The organism is Vibrio sp. JZG10 (assembly GCF_054064075.1).
Map to the genome: position 1 here is coordinate 19,244 of NZ_JBSUGE010000021.1, position 14,934 is coordinate 34,177.

Annotated in this window: 12 protein-coding genes; 6 read left to right on the top strand and 6 right to left on the bottom strand. The window is 44.4% G+C overall.

Translation table 11 applies throughout. From position 1 onward, the window contains the following. The first annotated feature begins 2 nt into the window (after positions 1–2). The 4 genes from ACWYVB_RS19630 (at position 3) to xthA (ending at position 2,395) form a co-directional block, all read left to right on the top strand. Positions 3–788: a sulfite exporter TauE/SafE family protein gene (locus tag ACWYVB_RS19630; protein WP_104974302.1), complete on the top strand. Its 786-nt coding sequence runs from the start codon at positions 3–5 to the stop codon at positions 786–788. Beyond that, positions 785–1,330 (top strand): primosomal replication protein, encoded by a 546-nt coding sequence (locus ACWYVB_RS19635; protein WP_457529846.1) that lies wholly within the window; start codon positions 785–787, stop codon positions 1,328–1,330. Before ACWYVB_RS19630 ends, ACWYVB_RS19635 begins: the two co-directional genes overlap by 4 nt. Continuing rightward, on the top strand, positions 1,330–1,494 hold the full coding sequence (gene rsmS / locus ACWYVB_RS19640; protein WP_005378432.1) for a pleiotropic regulatory protein RsmS: 165 nt from the start codon (positions 1,330–1,332) through the stop codon (positions 1,492–1,494). Before ACWYVB_RS19635 ends, rsmS begins: the two co-directional genes overlap by 1 nt. Positions 1,495–1,588: 94 nt before the next feature. Continuing rightward, positions 1,589–2,395 carry an exodeoxyribonuclease III gene (gene xthA, locus ACWYVB_RS19645; RefSeq protein WP_203346496.1) on the top strand — a complete coding sequence of 269 codons (807 nt, stop codon included), beginning with the start codon at positions 1,589–1,591 and terminating at the stop codon, positions 2,393–2,395. A 97-nt stretch (positions 2,396–2,492) separates the two neighbouring features. On the opposite strand, the gene ACWYVB_RS19650 is transcribed toward xthA, so the two are convergent. The 6 genes from ACWYVB_RS19650 to ACWYVB_RS19675 all read right to left on the bottom strand — a co-directional run bounded on the left by ACWYVB_RS19650 (position 2,493) and on the right by ACWYVB_RS19675 (position 10,200). After that, positions 2,493–5,213, bottom strand: coding sequence for an ImpA family metalloprotease (locus ACWYVB_RS19650; protein WP_457529849.1), 2,721 nt, complete (start codon positions 5,211–5,213; stop codon positions 2,493–2,495). A gap of 155 nt (positions 5,214–5,368) precedes the next feature. Further along, on the bottom strand, positions 5,369–6,046 hold the full coding sequence (locus ACWYVB_RS19655) for an ABC transporter permease (protein ID WP_005390676.1): 678 nt from the start codon (positions 6,044–6,046) through the stop codon (positions 5,369–5,371). Positions 6,047–6,049: 3 nt separating this feature from the next. Beyond that, the gene (locus ACWYVB_RS19660) at positions 6,050–6,790 is read right to left on the bottom strand and encodes an ABC transporter permease (protein WP_006742137.1); all 741 of its coding nucleotides are present in this window, start codon (positions 6,788–6,790) and stop codon (positions 6,050–6,052) included. A gap of 81 nt (positions 6,791–6,871) precedes the next feature. After that, a complete protein-coding gene (locus ACWYVB_RS19665; RefSeq protein ID WP_012841998.1) occupies positions 6,872–7,642 on the bottom strand; it encodes an ABC transporter substrate-binding protein in 771 nt (256 codons plus the stop codon). 82 nt (positions 7,643–7,724) lie between these two features. Beyond that, on the bottom strand, positions 7,725–8,495 hold the full coding sequence (locus ACWYVB_RS19670; RefSeq protein ID WP_005378438.1) for an ABC transporter ATP-binding protein: 771 nt from the start codon (positions 8,493–8,495) through the stop codon (positions 7,725–7,727). Between the two features lie 241 nt (positions 8,496–8,736). Next, a complete protein-coding gene (locus ACWYVB_RS19675) occupies positions 8,737–10,200 on the bottom strand; it encodes a 54K polar flagellar sheath protein A (RefSeq protein WP_457529853.1) in 1,464 nt (487 codons plus the stop codon). Between the two features lie 455 nt (positions 10,201–10,655). Between ACWYVB_RS19675 and ACWYVB_RS19680 the strand changes: the two genes are divergently transcribed. Beyond that, the gene (locus tag ACWYVB_RS19680) at positions 10,656–12,203 is read left to right on the top strand and encodes a DUF3360 family protein (RefSeq protein ID WP_457529855.1); all 1,548 of its coding nucleotides are present in this window, start codon (positions 10,656–10,658) and stop codon (positions 12,201–12,203) included. A gap of 305 nt (positions 12,204–12,508) precedes the next feature. Then, entirely contained in the window at positions 12,509–14,785 is a 2,277-nt protein-coding gene (gene pflB / locus ACWYVB_RS19685; protein WP_005390666.1) for a formate C-acetyltransferase, read from the top strand. The last annotated feature ends 149 nt before the right edge of the window (positions 14,786–14,934 follow it).

Genomic DNA, 14,934 nt, shown 5'->3' on the forward strand with positions numbered 1-14,934 from the left:
TTATGGAAATGATTGAGCCAACTATGCTGTTGGTGTTGGCGCTTGTCGCTTTTGTCGCTGGATTTATTGATGCAGTTGCCGGTGGTGGTGGCATGCTAACCGTACCTGCTCTACTATCATTGGGCTTGCCGCCCCATATTGCACTAGGCACCAATAAACTTGCGGCTACCTTTGCCTCTTCTACTGCGGCATTTACGTACTACAAGAAACGTTTATTCAAGCCTCAATGCTGGGGAAGAGCATTTGTAGCGACGCTTGTCGGAGCAACATTAGGTACCCTACTTGTGGACGCGATTAGCACGGATTGGCTAGAAAAAGGGTTACCCCTTGTTATTTTAGCGGCGGCGTTATATACCGTCTTCCATAAAACACCACACTCTCCTCATCAAAGTCCAATTCCCGAGCCTTGCCCAAAACTTCATAGAAAACAGTACATGCAAGGATTATCCATAGGGTTCTATGACGGGCTCGCAGGGCCTGGAACTGGGGCTTTTTGGACGGTCAGTTCAATGGCTCTGTATCGGCTGAATATCTTGCTCGCCTCTGGCTTAGCAAAAGCAATGAACTTTACCAGCAACTTTACCTCTTTGATTACGTTTGCAATCCTCGGTCATATCAACTGGGTGCTAGGCTTAACAATGGGGGTATGTTTAATGGCTGGCGCTTTTGTTGGCGCGCACTCCGCCATTCGGTTTGGTTCTAAATTCATTCGCCCTGTATTTGTTACTGTCGTCAGTATACTGGCCATAAAATTGGCTTATGACGCATGGTTTGTAGGTTTGTCATGAACATTTCTCAACTCCAGGAAAACCTAGAACAAATGGCGAAGCAAGCCGCTGTTCTTGACCGTCAAAGAGGCGAACACCATGTTCCGCTTTTTGATGAGCGCTTATTTGGTTGTCGCTCTCGCTTACTTACTCCTTGCGTAAAAGAAGCAGAAGCTACGCTGGATGCGATTGTGCGTGAGCAAAATGAAGGTAAGCTCACCGCTTTGCGTGCTGAGTACCTCACTGAACGGTTAGTAGCGCAAATCGGTGCGATTCAACGCGAGATCTCTACCACCAAAATTCGCAAGAATGAGATCAAACATAGCAGCCATTTCCGCAAGCCTATTAACGTGCTTTACCAGGAACTCGCTCAACACCAAGAGTGGGCAAGACGCTTGCGCGAAATGGTGTTAGAAAAAGAACGTGCTGTCGAAACCGCTCCTAGTTTTATGCGTGCCGAGGCTCAGAAAGTGTTACTAGCGACCGAGCAACGTTTGGCACGTTGTGAGACAGCGCTTCTGAAACTAGAGAACCAAATTACACATAGGGAAAAACATCAATAATGGCTGACCAACCAACCTCGCCTTTAGATGACGCACCTGAAGAGATCAAACTGGCTGTCGATTTAATCTATTTGCTTGAGAGCAATGAGATAGATCCAGAAGTTGCGCTTAACGCTTTGAAGATCGTGCAAAATGACTTAGAAAACAAATTAAAAGCAAAGTAGCTCAGAGCGTTTCACTCCTTTCACGAGACTCATTTTCAGTGCTCTTACACAATGATACTATTCATAAAAAAGTACGCCCCCAAAAGGATAAATAATGAAAGTAATCAGCTTTAACATCAATGGACTACGTGCGCGACTGCACCAACTCCAAGCGCTAATCGACAAACACCAACCTGATGTGATTGGTCTTCAGGAAATTAAAGTTCACGATGAAGCATTCCCGATTGAAGCTGTCGAAGCCATGGGCTACAAAGTGTATTTCCATGGTCAAAAAGCACATTACGGCGTAGCAATGCTTTGTAAGCAAGAGCCTCTACACGTACAAAAAGGGTTCCCGACGGATAACGAGGAACATCAAAAGCGAATGATCATGGCAACGTTTTTAAATGAAAACGGCGAGAAGATCACGGTGCTAAACGGCTACTTCCCTCAAGGGGATAACATCAGCCACGAAACAAAATTCCCATACAAACGTCAGTTTTATAAAGATCTGATGACCTACCTAAACGATCATCACAATAGCGACGAGCAATTGATTGTTATGGGTGACATCAACATTAGCCCTATTGATGCAGATATCGGTATCGGCGAACCAAACCGTAAGCGTTGGCTAAAAACAGGTAAATGTTCATTCCAACCGGAAGAGCGCGAATGGCTGAAAACCTTGCTAGATTGGGGCTTTGAGGACACCTTCCGCAAGCTATATCCAGAAGTGAACGATCAATTCTCGTGGTTTGATTATCGCTCTCGCGGGTTTGATGATAACCGAGGTCTACGAATTGATGTCATTTTGGCGACCCCTTCCCTCGCGCAAAAATGTATTGAGTCGGGTATCGATTATGAATTGCGCGGTATTGAAAAACCTTCAGACCACGCTCCAATTTGGTCGACGTTCAAGTAATACATAACAGAGCAATAAGCGGGACTCAACGCTAAGCTTACCCCATGAAAAAGGGAGACTCTGTCTCCCTTTTTCATGCAAGTTACTTTCTACTCAGCTAGTTCAGCGGCCAAACCGTTTGACCATCAACACTGACTGGCGTTTGAGCAAATTCGTTCAGACAGTAGCCGGTATTGCTGCTTGCAAAGTAAGTGAGAGGCATCGGCGGTAGATTCAGCGCCACAACCTGCTGTTTCGCTTTTTCTGTGAACGAGAAGCCCCACATATCTAAATAGCTCGTCATGTCTCGCTGAGAGATGTAGCTCAGAGCAATAAGCAACCAGTCGTTGTTTGAGATGCTATTTGCCTCTTCACGAGAGTAGTTGGTGAAACCAATACTCAATCGTCTCTCATTCCAAAGCGCATCATCCGATTTCAAGCGGTTAAACTCACGTTCAATCAGGTGCAATCGCGCCAATAAGTGCCAACCATTTTGCAGTACACCTTCATGCTGCGTCGCCATCATCATTTGAATGTAAACGCGAGCTCCCCAACTCCAACCAGTTTGATTTTGCGCTGCCATGTAAGCGTTTGGATCCGCTTGAGTTCGGCTTGCTTGCAATAATTCAAACTGGCCTTTGAAATCCAAGCTTTGGCAAGTTGAAACTTTCCCCGTATTCTGGAAGAAACGAGACTTACTGTAATACGAGTAGTAATTGGTCGTTGAATGCCCTTCCCAGCCTGCAAATCGGAATCGACCTTTTTCCAAGCCATGACCAAGCTCATGTAAATCACCGTGACCGAGTGGGCTGAATGACCAGTAAGCATCGTATGGGTTACCAGAACAGCCGTAACCACACGTCGCTTGGTCAGCGTTCATATGCTTCACCATACCAATATTGGCGATTTCCCAACCTTGATTTTTGGCATACTGGATAATTTCCGGAACCTCATCGATCCCCGGCCCTTGGAAACCAGCCAAGACATGTGGGTAGTTATGAACATACTCTTCTGTCGCTAGCGCCATTTCAGCTGGTGTCGACCACATCTCATCGTTGACAGATTCAAGCATTTTGTCACGTTTAGAGTGTACCTCAAATCCAGGCGTGATCAGTTCAGCCCAATCGAACAAATTCGCTTCAAGCTCCTGAATAAACGCATCGTTATCCTTTTCACTTCTCCATACAGGGTGTTGCGCTACATGGCTAAATGTTAGAGCTACTGGTACATCATTATTGTTAAAGTGAACCTGGATAGGCCCGCCATAAGGTGAAGTCAGCGTGATGGTTTCACCCGGCTTCACCTCATAGGCGAAAGAAGTCAGCATTTTTGGTCGCGTGTATCCATCTTTGCTGAACTCATGAGTTGCGCCACTTCTTAAACTGTTGATGACAATTTTAGTCGTCACTTCATTACTGTCATTGCGCGTGACCGTAAAGGTCTCCCCAGGAAGCGCATACACACCAGCAGAGCGGAAGTTACGCTTTGATTCCATATTAATCGTTGCGCTGATTCTCTTTACTTCAGGGCTAAACTCACTACGGCTGAAGTTCCCCATATTTGGTTGTTTTGGGTTCACACTTCGGCTGTTGTATTGTACGTAATCGGCAAAATACGACTTTAGGAATTCGGTCGTTTGGGTTGATTGTTTGTCCATTGGGAACACAACCGTTTGACGATAGTGATCAGCCAGCAATACCATGAGTTTTTCGTATTGGTAGCCGTCTTGATTAAACAAATCTACTTTTTGTTCATCAAGCTTTTGCAACCGATGGCGAATACTGTTTGCCCCTGCATAAAATTGACTTTCCATATTCGCAGTGTCAGGACAAGATTTGTCATCACACTGTGACAAGTCAACATTGAAGTTTTGAGATTCAAAACGAGACAACAGCGCTTGTTGCGTAGCAACAGAGTCTGGCACGAAGTTCATGAGTGATGAAGGCGCCCAATCAACCAAGCCTAACTTACGCCAATAGTTATCTCCCACATAATCAACATGGAATTTTTCCAAAATGTCTCGGCCAAGTTCAGTTAGTCCTCCATCCCAATGTAGGTATAGAACAGGAATTTGGGATTGCTCAGCGTATGCCAGAGCATCGAGTACTTGTTGGTTGGTGTCGCCAGATTGCAGATGCTGTGACAAGATCAATAAGTTTGGAGTATTGGTTTGCAAGCAGCTAAGTAGCTTCGAACCATCGCATAGGTTGGCCTCGTTAAACGCCAACTCTTGTGAAACATTGTCTTTCAGCCAATTCCGAGTCGCTTGCTCATCAGGGAAGTAATAAGACTGATCCATTTGCGCGATGACAACGTTTGAAGTAGCTCCGCCTGACAACCAAGTGACCAGGTTGCTTAGCCATTGAGTCATCGTTGCATTCGAAGACTCGGGAAAGCGTTGTGCCGTTCTAAATGGGTTACTACCTAATAGCGCATAACGTTGACCATTAGCTTTTTCTCCAGCAACGCCAATTGACAACGCCTGATCTTTATAACCGCTAGCCATGGCCTTGTTGGTCATCAAGATGGTGTCGTTGAACCCATACTGAGGTGCCAAGATCGCTGCATCATGGGTTGGATCCCAATAAAGGCCAGAAAGGTTTTTCGCAATTGCAGATTTGATCGTATTCGACTGTTTCTTGTGCCCTTCCACAACTTGCCGACTTTCTCGGATGAAATCGTTCGGGTCAGAAACGAGCAGTGCATTACCAGTTTCCAGAGCTTGTTGAACTGGAGCTGGCGTTGGTTTTACTTGAGCATTAGATTGTGACTCTCCCTCTCCCCCACCACATCCAGTGGCAACGGCGGCAAGGCCCAACGATAGAATTGTTTTTTTCATTTTTACTTACTAAACAATGGGTTTATCAAATATTAATGTAAGTACATGAATAAAAAGAAATAGTCTTTTGTATCGGTAGGAAAAATAGGAATGAAGATAACAAAATCATCAAAAAGCAATGGTACCCATTCCGATACCATTGCTGACATTAATTATTAACTTAAAGGACGTAGGTATGCCAAGAAGCGCTTCTCTGCCACTTTAAAGCACCACAAGATCATAAATGTCAGTGCCATGTAGAACAGCCCCGCCGTAAGGAAAGATTCAAATGGCGCATAGTAACGTGAGTTAACTAAGCGCGCAGCGCCAGTTAGATCCATAATGGTAACGATACCCGCGACCGCACTACCGTGCAGCATGAAAATCACTTCGTTTGAATAAGCTGGTAATGCTCGACGCAGTGCACTAGGCAAGATAATACGTCTGTATGTCATAAACTTACTCATCCCATACGCTTTGGCAGCTTCTACTTCACCTTTGGGCAAGCCATTAATCGCACCACGAATAATTTCTGCAGTATAAGCCGACGTATTAAGAATAAAAGCGACCAAAGCACAGAACCAGGCGTTTTCCCACAAGGTATCTTTCACAGGAAAGAACTGATCCATACCGTAGTAAATCAAATACAACTGGACCAACAACGGCGTTCCACGGAAAAAGTAAATGAATCCCCAAGAAGGTAAGCTAAAGGCATAATTGGTACTATTACGTGCCACGGCTAATGGAATCGAGACACACAAACCGATAACCAACGCTAATCCTACCAGCCAAACTGTCGTCCAAAGGCCCTGAAGATAAGTTGGGAAACTTTCAATAATCAAAGAAAAATCCATAACTTACCTCGCATGAATACTGAACTTACGCTCAACAAGCTTGAGTAGCCCGGTCGAAACGCTGGTAAAAAACAGAAAGATGAGCGCGACAGCCATGTAAAAGGTAAACGGCATTTTCGTCGTACCTGCCGCCAACGAGCTCATTCTCACCATGTCATCCAGGCCGATGATGGAAACTAACGCTGTGGTCTTGAGTAACACTAACCAGTTATTACCAAATCCAGGTAATGCATGACGAATCATCTGAGGCAGTAAGATTCTTCTAAACGATAAGGCTGAGCTCATACCATAAGCTTTCGCCGCTTCTAGTTCACCTTTGTCCACCGCCATGATCGCTCCGCGAAAAGTCTCCGCCATGTAGGCACCAAAGATAAAACCAATCGTGAGTACACCTGCAATAAATGGGCTGACATCAATATAGTCGGGTAAGTAAGACGTCCATTCATGGTTTGGATCACTCGAAGCAAACCACTCATTGAGCGTTTCGTTAATGGAGTACAGGCTATTGTTTAAAAGTATTTGTCCACCAAAGAAAATCAGCATCATCAGAACCAAATCTGGAATGCCGCGAATGACGGTGGTGTAAAGAGTGGCAATCGCCCTTGCCCATTTGTAAGGCGCTAACTTAGCTAGTGCGCCAAGCATACCTAAGATCACCGCAAGAAGGAGTGAAAGCACTGCAACTTCTATCGTTACTAAAGCCCCTTTTAAAATCGAAGCTTCGTATCCTTGTAAATCTAGCATAGGTGAGTTCCTAATCCCTAAACTCAAAAAATCGACCGTTGACTACTTCTAGGAACAAGCCAACGGTCGCTTAATTACGGTTTATTCACCGTACACATCGTAGTTAAAGTATTTACCAGCAATTTCTTGATAAACACCTTTCTCACGTAGTGAAATTATCGCCGCGTCCAATTTCTTCGTTAGATCTTTATCTTGTTTACGCACGGCAATACCAAAACCTTCACCGAACCACTTAGGATCGGTCAATGACGGACCAACAAACTCGTACGCGTCGCCGCCCGCTTTATTAAGCACACCTTCTTCTAGAGCAGAGGCGTCGCCCAATACAGCGGCAACACGACCATTGGCTAAATCTAGGTAAGCCTCATCAAAAGAACCGTAACGAACAATTTCTACTTTATCGCCATAGTTATCTGTCAGATATTTGTCGTGTGTTGTTGCACGTTGAACGGCGATTTTCTTGCCATCTAGGTTGTCAAAATCCAGATTCGCACCCTTCTTGGCAATAAATTTGTTTGGAATCAGTGCGTATTTGCCAGTGAAATCGACTTTCTTCTTACGTTCTTCAGTAATAGACATCGCAGCGATGATTGCGTCGTACTTACGCGCTAATAGAGAAGGAATGATGCCATCCCAATCTTGCGCGACAATCTTACATTTCACCTGCATTTCTTCACAAAGCGCGTTGGCCATGTCTACGTCGAAGCCTTTCAGAGAACCATCAGTTTCTGTCCAGCTAAACGGAGGGTAAGCACCCTCAATGCCGAAGCGAACTGTTTTCCATTCTTTCGCTTGAGCGACACCAGATACTGCCGTTGCAGCGATCGTTGCTGCTAATAACCACTTTTTCATTTCCATACTCCTGTGATTGCAATTTTATTTCGTTTTGTTTGTTGTGCTGGCTTAGGAGGCAATAGTCTGCCGCCTAAAAATATTAGTAAATGGATGAGATAAACTGCTGTAATCGTTCCGAATCCGGGTTTGTAAATAGCTTAGCTGGATTTCCCTGTTCTTCCACTAAGCCTTGATGCAAGAACATCACATGGTTTGATACGTCTCGCGCAAACGCCATTTCGTGCGTGACCACCAGCATGGTTCGTCCTTCATCTGCCAAATCTCTCATTACCCCTAATACTTCCCCAACAAGTTCTGGGTCAAGCGCCGAGGTTGGCTCGTCAAACAACATCACTTCAGGGTCAACTGCTAGCGCACGGGCAATAGCGGCACGTTGCTGCTGACCGCCAGATAAGTGCCCAGGATAATAGTCTTTACGCTCATATAGGCCTACTTTCTTAAGCAAGACTTCTGCGTTTTCAATCGCTTGGGCTTTTGGTACGCCTAGAACATGAACAGGGGCTTCAATCACGTTTTCTAGTACTGTCAGGTGTGACCATAAGTTGAAACCTTGGAACACCATCGCTAGCCGTGAGCGAATACGTTGCACTTGCTTTTCATTAGCAGGAACAGATTCCCCTGCTCGGTTGTTCTTCATTTGGATTAATTCACCATTCACCCAAATTTCGCCTGCGGTAGGCGTTTCTAGCAAGTTGATACATCTAAGAAAGGTACTCTTACCAGAACCGGAAGAGCCAATGATGGAGATGACATCTCCTTTGTGCGCGGCAAGTGAAATGCCTTTCAGGACTTCATTCTGTCCAAATGTTTTGTGCAGGTCTTTTATATCTAGCGCTGGTACATCATTCATGCGCTCTACTCCCTGTGTTTTTGTCACTGCAATTAAGGGACTCCGCCCTCTCTAATTCGGAACAAATTAGCACCACGCCCTGAAACTTGCAACAAATTATTAACCTAGATAATTCGAATAGAAAGATACGATAGCCAAATTAATATGCAATATATAGCAACTTATTCTTCAAAAGCTGAATATTAAATATAAAAAAGCCCCTTTAGAAGGGGCTTAATAAATTTACAAAAGTGTTAAGACGCTACTTAACCAATACCATAAAATCAGATTTCTGAGCATTCGTATTGACCTTCTCAGAATCAACTTCACTGATCACAAGACCATCGTGATCCACTTTAAGATCGGTCACATCACCATGAGAGAAAAGAGAAACAAAGTCATAGCTATTTAGGTTTGCTTCAGCAGACTCCACGACAATAGATTGTGAGTAATCACTTGTAGAAGAAACTTTCAAATCTTGTTTCACACTGTCATCGAATGTGTAGTAGAACAACTCCGGAACAACGACATCACTCTCTAAAGTTGTAAATATCTTGTGTGTTACTCGGTGTAGTGTTCCAGAGTTAGACTCTGCACGATATGCAAGGCGGCTAAAGCCTTTATCTTGGTCAGTGAAAGCAAAACCAGTATCAATAGTTGAACCTCTCACCACATGCGACGCAGGCAGAGCATTTAGGTTGTAGTAAGCGCTTGGATCAATTGAGATATCCCAATTTGCGTCCTGATACATCTTTTGGTTCAGCGCTACCGTCCAACCATTGATAGGTTTTTCAGCTGCAACACTGTAAGTCCAAGTTTCCGTTTTTGGCTCAAGCGGGTGGTAGAACTTCGTCGTTGACATAGGTAGCTCTGCAACTTCGTAGTTGTAATCACCAACAAGTACACTGATGTCTAAAGTGTCATATTTGAAAGATGTTGGGTTAAAGATTGGAGAAGAACCATTCATGCCAACCAATGGCAATGGTGATTCACTCGACCAATCGCGAATACCATACTGGTGCAGTTCTGTTTTCGCTGCGTCTGCATATTGCAGCACGACTGTCGACTCCATCTTCGAACCAATTGCTCTTACATCTAAAGAATCAATAGAATAGGTAGGCTTAGACTCTTTCGCAATTTGAGATATGAAGTTGTACTCTAAGCCACCAGCCTCCGTTGCTTCATATTTAAGGTCAGTTCGGGTAGCCTTACGGAAGTTGCCATTTTTATTACAAGCAGACACCGCCTCTCGATTCATTGAGAACGTTGAGTTTCTAAGGTTATTGTCCTTTAAAAAATCTCGACTGAAGCTGTTTGCCGTAAATACGGTTCCAGAAGCATCAAGCAACTGATAAGTAAAATAGCCGTCCTCAGGAATGTCTTCTAGAACAAATTTCAAAGTAGTGCCTGATGGGTAGATAAAGTCGCCTTGACGGACACCATTCTTGTCTGAATAGAAACCGACAACCTTACCTCCTGTTAGCTGTGCACTGACGGCTGGTTGATAGGTCAATACCTGCTCGATGCCATTGCCATCTACTCTACGGTCGTAAATAGTACAGCTGTCTTTTTGTGCATTTGTTTCACTAATGACATTTGGAGCTGCAAAAGTAAAAGTGAATGTAGTTCTTGGTGTGGAACTACCGCCGCCACCGCCACCGCCGCCACAACCGACCATTAACCCTGAGATGATTGCCACTAGTGGCAGTACTTTAAGCTGTTTCATGTCTTTTTCCTAAACTGAGCGGCAATGATTAGCCAAAAAATCGTCTTTGCCCTGTAGAAAGCAAGAATAAAGCCAGCTTTATATAATCATCATGAATATTGATATTTACCCTGCATCCCAGAACGATAAGAGCAACAAATTCTAATTTTATGCAACTTGTGTAATGAAATTACACAAGATTTCACCATCTCATTCGCATGCCAGAAACTTTCTGTAGTTTTATTTCACAACCATTCTTAAAGTGATCTAAATCAATCACCCTAAATGGCTATCTTGCTAGACTCCTGCCAAAAGATGAGGATTTTTTTGTGCCTCAACACAATAAGTTATTAGCTATGCTTAGGCACAATGTCGACGTGTAACAAATCTAATAATAGCTAGCATAAGCGTGCCGCAGGATGCGGATTAACACAATTGAATGAAGAATTCATAACTTTTAAATATATGAGGAATCTATGTCAGACGCAGTTAACAAAACGCACTCTGATTCAGATATCGAGACCAAGAGCTACCGTGAGCTTCATCGTCCAGCATCTGAGTTCGCAAGCCGTTCAGACTACCTAGACCACGAACTACAAATTATGAAGCCGCGTCGTTTCGGCTTAAACTTGCCAGGTCGTGACTTCCGTTTTGAACTTGAAGATCTTGTTCCAGCACTTGCCGGTACGATTGGTATTATCGCGATGTACTCTGCGGTAATGATGTCTTGGGCTGAAGGCCTAACTGCCGCATGGGACCATGTTAACCTGGGCAAAGATTTCGCCATCGAAGTTGCCCGTGTAGAGATGCTCATCCCTGCACTTCTTTTCTGTGTACTTGCTTCTGGCTTTATTAACCCTAAAGCCAACCTAGCAGGTAACCACGGCCCAATGATCCCTCTTATTGGTACCATCGCGCTTGCTGGTGCTCACCCTCTTGCATTGGCAATTCTCATTGGTGTGTTTGGTTTAATTCTGAGCCTGTTAAAAGGTGGTTCAAAACTGGTTAACCTCACCTCTGAAGGTACGGCTGGTGGCCTTCTCATCTTCTTGGGTTTAACCGGAACGATGAGCCAAATTAATTCCATTCAAGCTTGGGCTGTTGGTTTGCAATCCGACACAGTTGCCGCAGGTAGCATGGGTTACATCGGTCTAATCGTTCTTGCGGTTACTATTGGCCTATACGCGTTCCTTGCTAAAGTGAACAAACGCTGGCTATCAATCCCTGTTTGTGCCTTCACTGGCCTTGCAATCGCACTTGTTCTTGGCGCAGGCTTCGATATTAAATTCGTAACCGAGACGGGTCTTCCAAACCTAAACCCAATCTACTGGTGGGGTTCAACAGAAGAAGGTTGGATGCTTGGTCTTCCTAATATGGAACACTTCATTGCTTCTCTACCATTCGCAATTCTTGCTGTAGCAATGTGGTCTCCTGACTTCTTGGGTCACCGCATCTTCCAAGAAATGAACTACCCACGTAAGAGTGAAAAAGTACTGATGGACGTTGATGACACAATGACAATGTGTTCTGTGCGCCAAATGGTCGGTACCGCTGTCGGTGGTGGTAACATCACATCATCTTGGGGGACTTACATGATCCCTGCTGCAATCGCGAAGCGCCCTATTCCTGGCGGTGCAATCTTACTAGGTTCTCTATGTATTATTGTTGCAATCCTTGGTTTCCCTATGGATGTTGCAGTATGGCCACCAGTTATGCGCGTTGCTCTTCTCGTTGGTGTCTCTCTACCACTACTTGAAGCAGGCATGCAGATGGTGAAAGACTCAAAAGATTCACAAGCAGCAGGCATCTGTATCTTTGGTTCAGCAGTCGTTAACCCTGTTCTAGCTTGGGCACTAACTATGCTTTTAGATAACAACGGCTTAATTGGTGATAAAGAGCGCGCGTCTCGCTTGTCGTTTGTAGACAAGATTGTGATCCCAGTAAGCGTACTTATTATCTGTTTAGTTGCTATGCTTGCAGTTGGTATGCTTGAAGGACAATATGGCATCCAAGCTTGGCTGTAAAGCTGACAGTTCAGAAAATGTGTGGGTAGCGCTAGTCGCTACCCCATTTTTATCGAGATTTTTGAGGATTTATTGATTTAGTTTAAGGTTTGCAAAAAAATTTTAGTTTAACCTCTAACTGTTGCTTAAAAAGAGAAACGTTAAAACTAGTGACAATATTTATAGTTTTGTAACTCGAACATTTAAATTTAAGACTATAAATATTGTTATTCATAAGAGTGTACTGTTCCCCTCTTTAACTTGGGGATAGCTGGCTCAACGGCGAAGCAGTACGTATTTTTTTCTACTAAAAAGGTAGGTATGTCATGGCAGAGCAATTTGCTAAAGCTTGGGAAGGTTTTGCTGCAGGCGACTGGCAAAACGAAGTAAACGTTCGTGATTTCATTCAGAAGAACTACACTCCGTACGAAGGCGACGAATCTTTCCTAGTTTCTGAAGGTACTGAAGCGACTAACAAGCTTTGGGCTAAGGTAATGGAAGGCATCAAACAAGAGAACGCGACTCACGCTCCTGTTGATTTTGATACTTCAGTTATCTCTACCATCACTGCTCACGATGCAGGCTACATCGAAAAAGACCTAGAAACTATCGTAGGTCTTCAAACTGACGCTCCTCTAAAACGTGCGATCATCCCTAACGGTGGTATCCGTATGGTTGAAGGTTCATGCAAAGCCTACAACCGCGAGCTTGACCCACAAGTTAAGAAAATCTACACAGAATACCGTAAAACTCACAACCAAGGCGTTTTCGACATCTACACTCCACAAATCATGGCGTGTCGTAAGTCTGGCGTATTGACTGGTCTTCCTGATGCATACGGTCGTGGTCGTATCATCGGTGACTACCGTCGTGTTGCTCTATACGGTATTGATTTCCTAATGAAGGATAAATTCGCACAGTTCTCTTCTCTACAAGAGCGTTTCGAGAACGGCGAAGACCTACAAATGACAATGCAGCTTCGTGAAGAGATCGCAGAGCAACACCGTGCTCTAGGTCAAATCAAAGAAATGGCTGCAAAATACGGTTGTGACATTTCTCGTCCAGCTGAAACTGCACAAGAAGCTATCCAGTGGACTTACTTCGGTTACCTAGCTGCTGTTAAATCTCAAAACGGCGCGGCAATGTCTCTAGGCCGTACTTCTACGTTCCTAGACATCTTCATCGAGCGCGATATCGCTGCTGGCCGCATCACAGAAGAACAAGCTCAGGAAATGATCGACCACTTCGTAATGAAACTACGTATGGTTCGTTTCCTACGTACTCCTGAGTACGATGATCTATTCTCTGGCGACCCTATCTGGGCAACTGAGTCTATGGGTGGTATGGGTCTTGACGGTCGTACGCTAGTTACTCGTACAAACTTCCGTTTCCTAAACTCACTATACACAATGGGTCCTTCTCCAGAGCCAAACATCACTGTTCTTTGGTCTGAGCAACTACCTGAAGGCTTCAAGAAGTTCTGTGCGAAAGTGTCTATCGATACTTCTTCAATCCAGTACGAAAACGACGACCTAATGCGTCCAGACATGAACTCTGACGACTACGCAATCGCATGTTGTGTATCTCCAATGGTTGTTGGTAAGCAAATGCAGTTCTTTGGTGCTCGTGCTAACCTTGCGAAAACTATGCTTTACACCATCAACGGTGGTGTGGATGAGAAGCTAAAAATCCAAGTTGGTCCACAAATGCCGAAGATCGAAGGCGATGTACTGAACTACGATGAGTTGTGGGAGAAAATGGACCACTTCATGGATTGGCTAGCGAAGCAGTACGTGACTGCACTAAACGCTATCCACTTCATGCACGACAAGTACAGCTACGAAGCGGCACTAATGGCTCTACATGACCGTGACGTTAAACGTACTATGGCTTGTGGTATTGCTGGTCTATCTGTTGCGGCTGACTCTCTGTCTGCAATCAAATACGCAAAAGTTAAGCCAATCCGTGACGAAGACGGTCTAGCAATCGACTTCGAAATCGAAGGTGATTACCCTAAATTTGGTAACAACGACCCACGCGTTGATGATATCGCATGTGAACTTGTTTCTGTATTTATGGGCAAAATCCGTAAGCTTAAGACTTACCGTGATGCAATCCCTACTCAGTCAATTCTTACTATCACTTCAAACGTGGTTTACGGTAAGAAAACTGGTAACACACCTGACGGTCGTCGTGCTGGTGCTCCATTTGCTCCAGGTGCTAACCCAATGCACGGTCGCGATGAGAAAGGTGCCGTAGCATCACTAACTTCAGTTGCAAAACTGCCGTTTGCTGACGCACAAGATGGTATCTCTTACACATTCTCTATCGTACCTAATGCACTAGGTAAAGATGAGGGTTCACAACGCGCTAACCTTGCTGGTCTGATGGATGGTTACTTCCACCACGAAGCGGGTATCGAAGGTGGTCAACACCTAAACGTGAACGTTCTTAACCGCGAAACTCTAGAAGACGCCGTTAAGCACCCAGAGAAATACCCTCAGCTAACAATCCGTGTATCTGGTTACGCTGTTCGCTTTAACTCTCTAACTGCAGAGCAACAAGCTGACGTAATCGCACGTACATTCACAGAGTCTCTATAAGACTTTAATGAAATAACGTTTTAGTGATACAACAAAGGCTGATGCTTCTAAGCATCAGCCTTTTTTTATTTCTTGAATGAAAGTTGTGATATTACGAAAGATTTTGCCCACATTCTTACGTATGATGCGAAAAAAGTTAGTAAATAAAG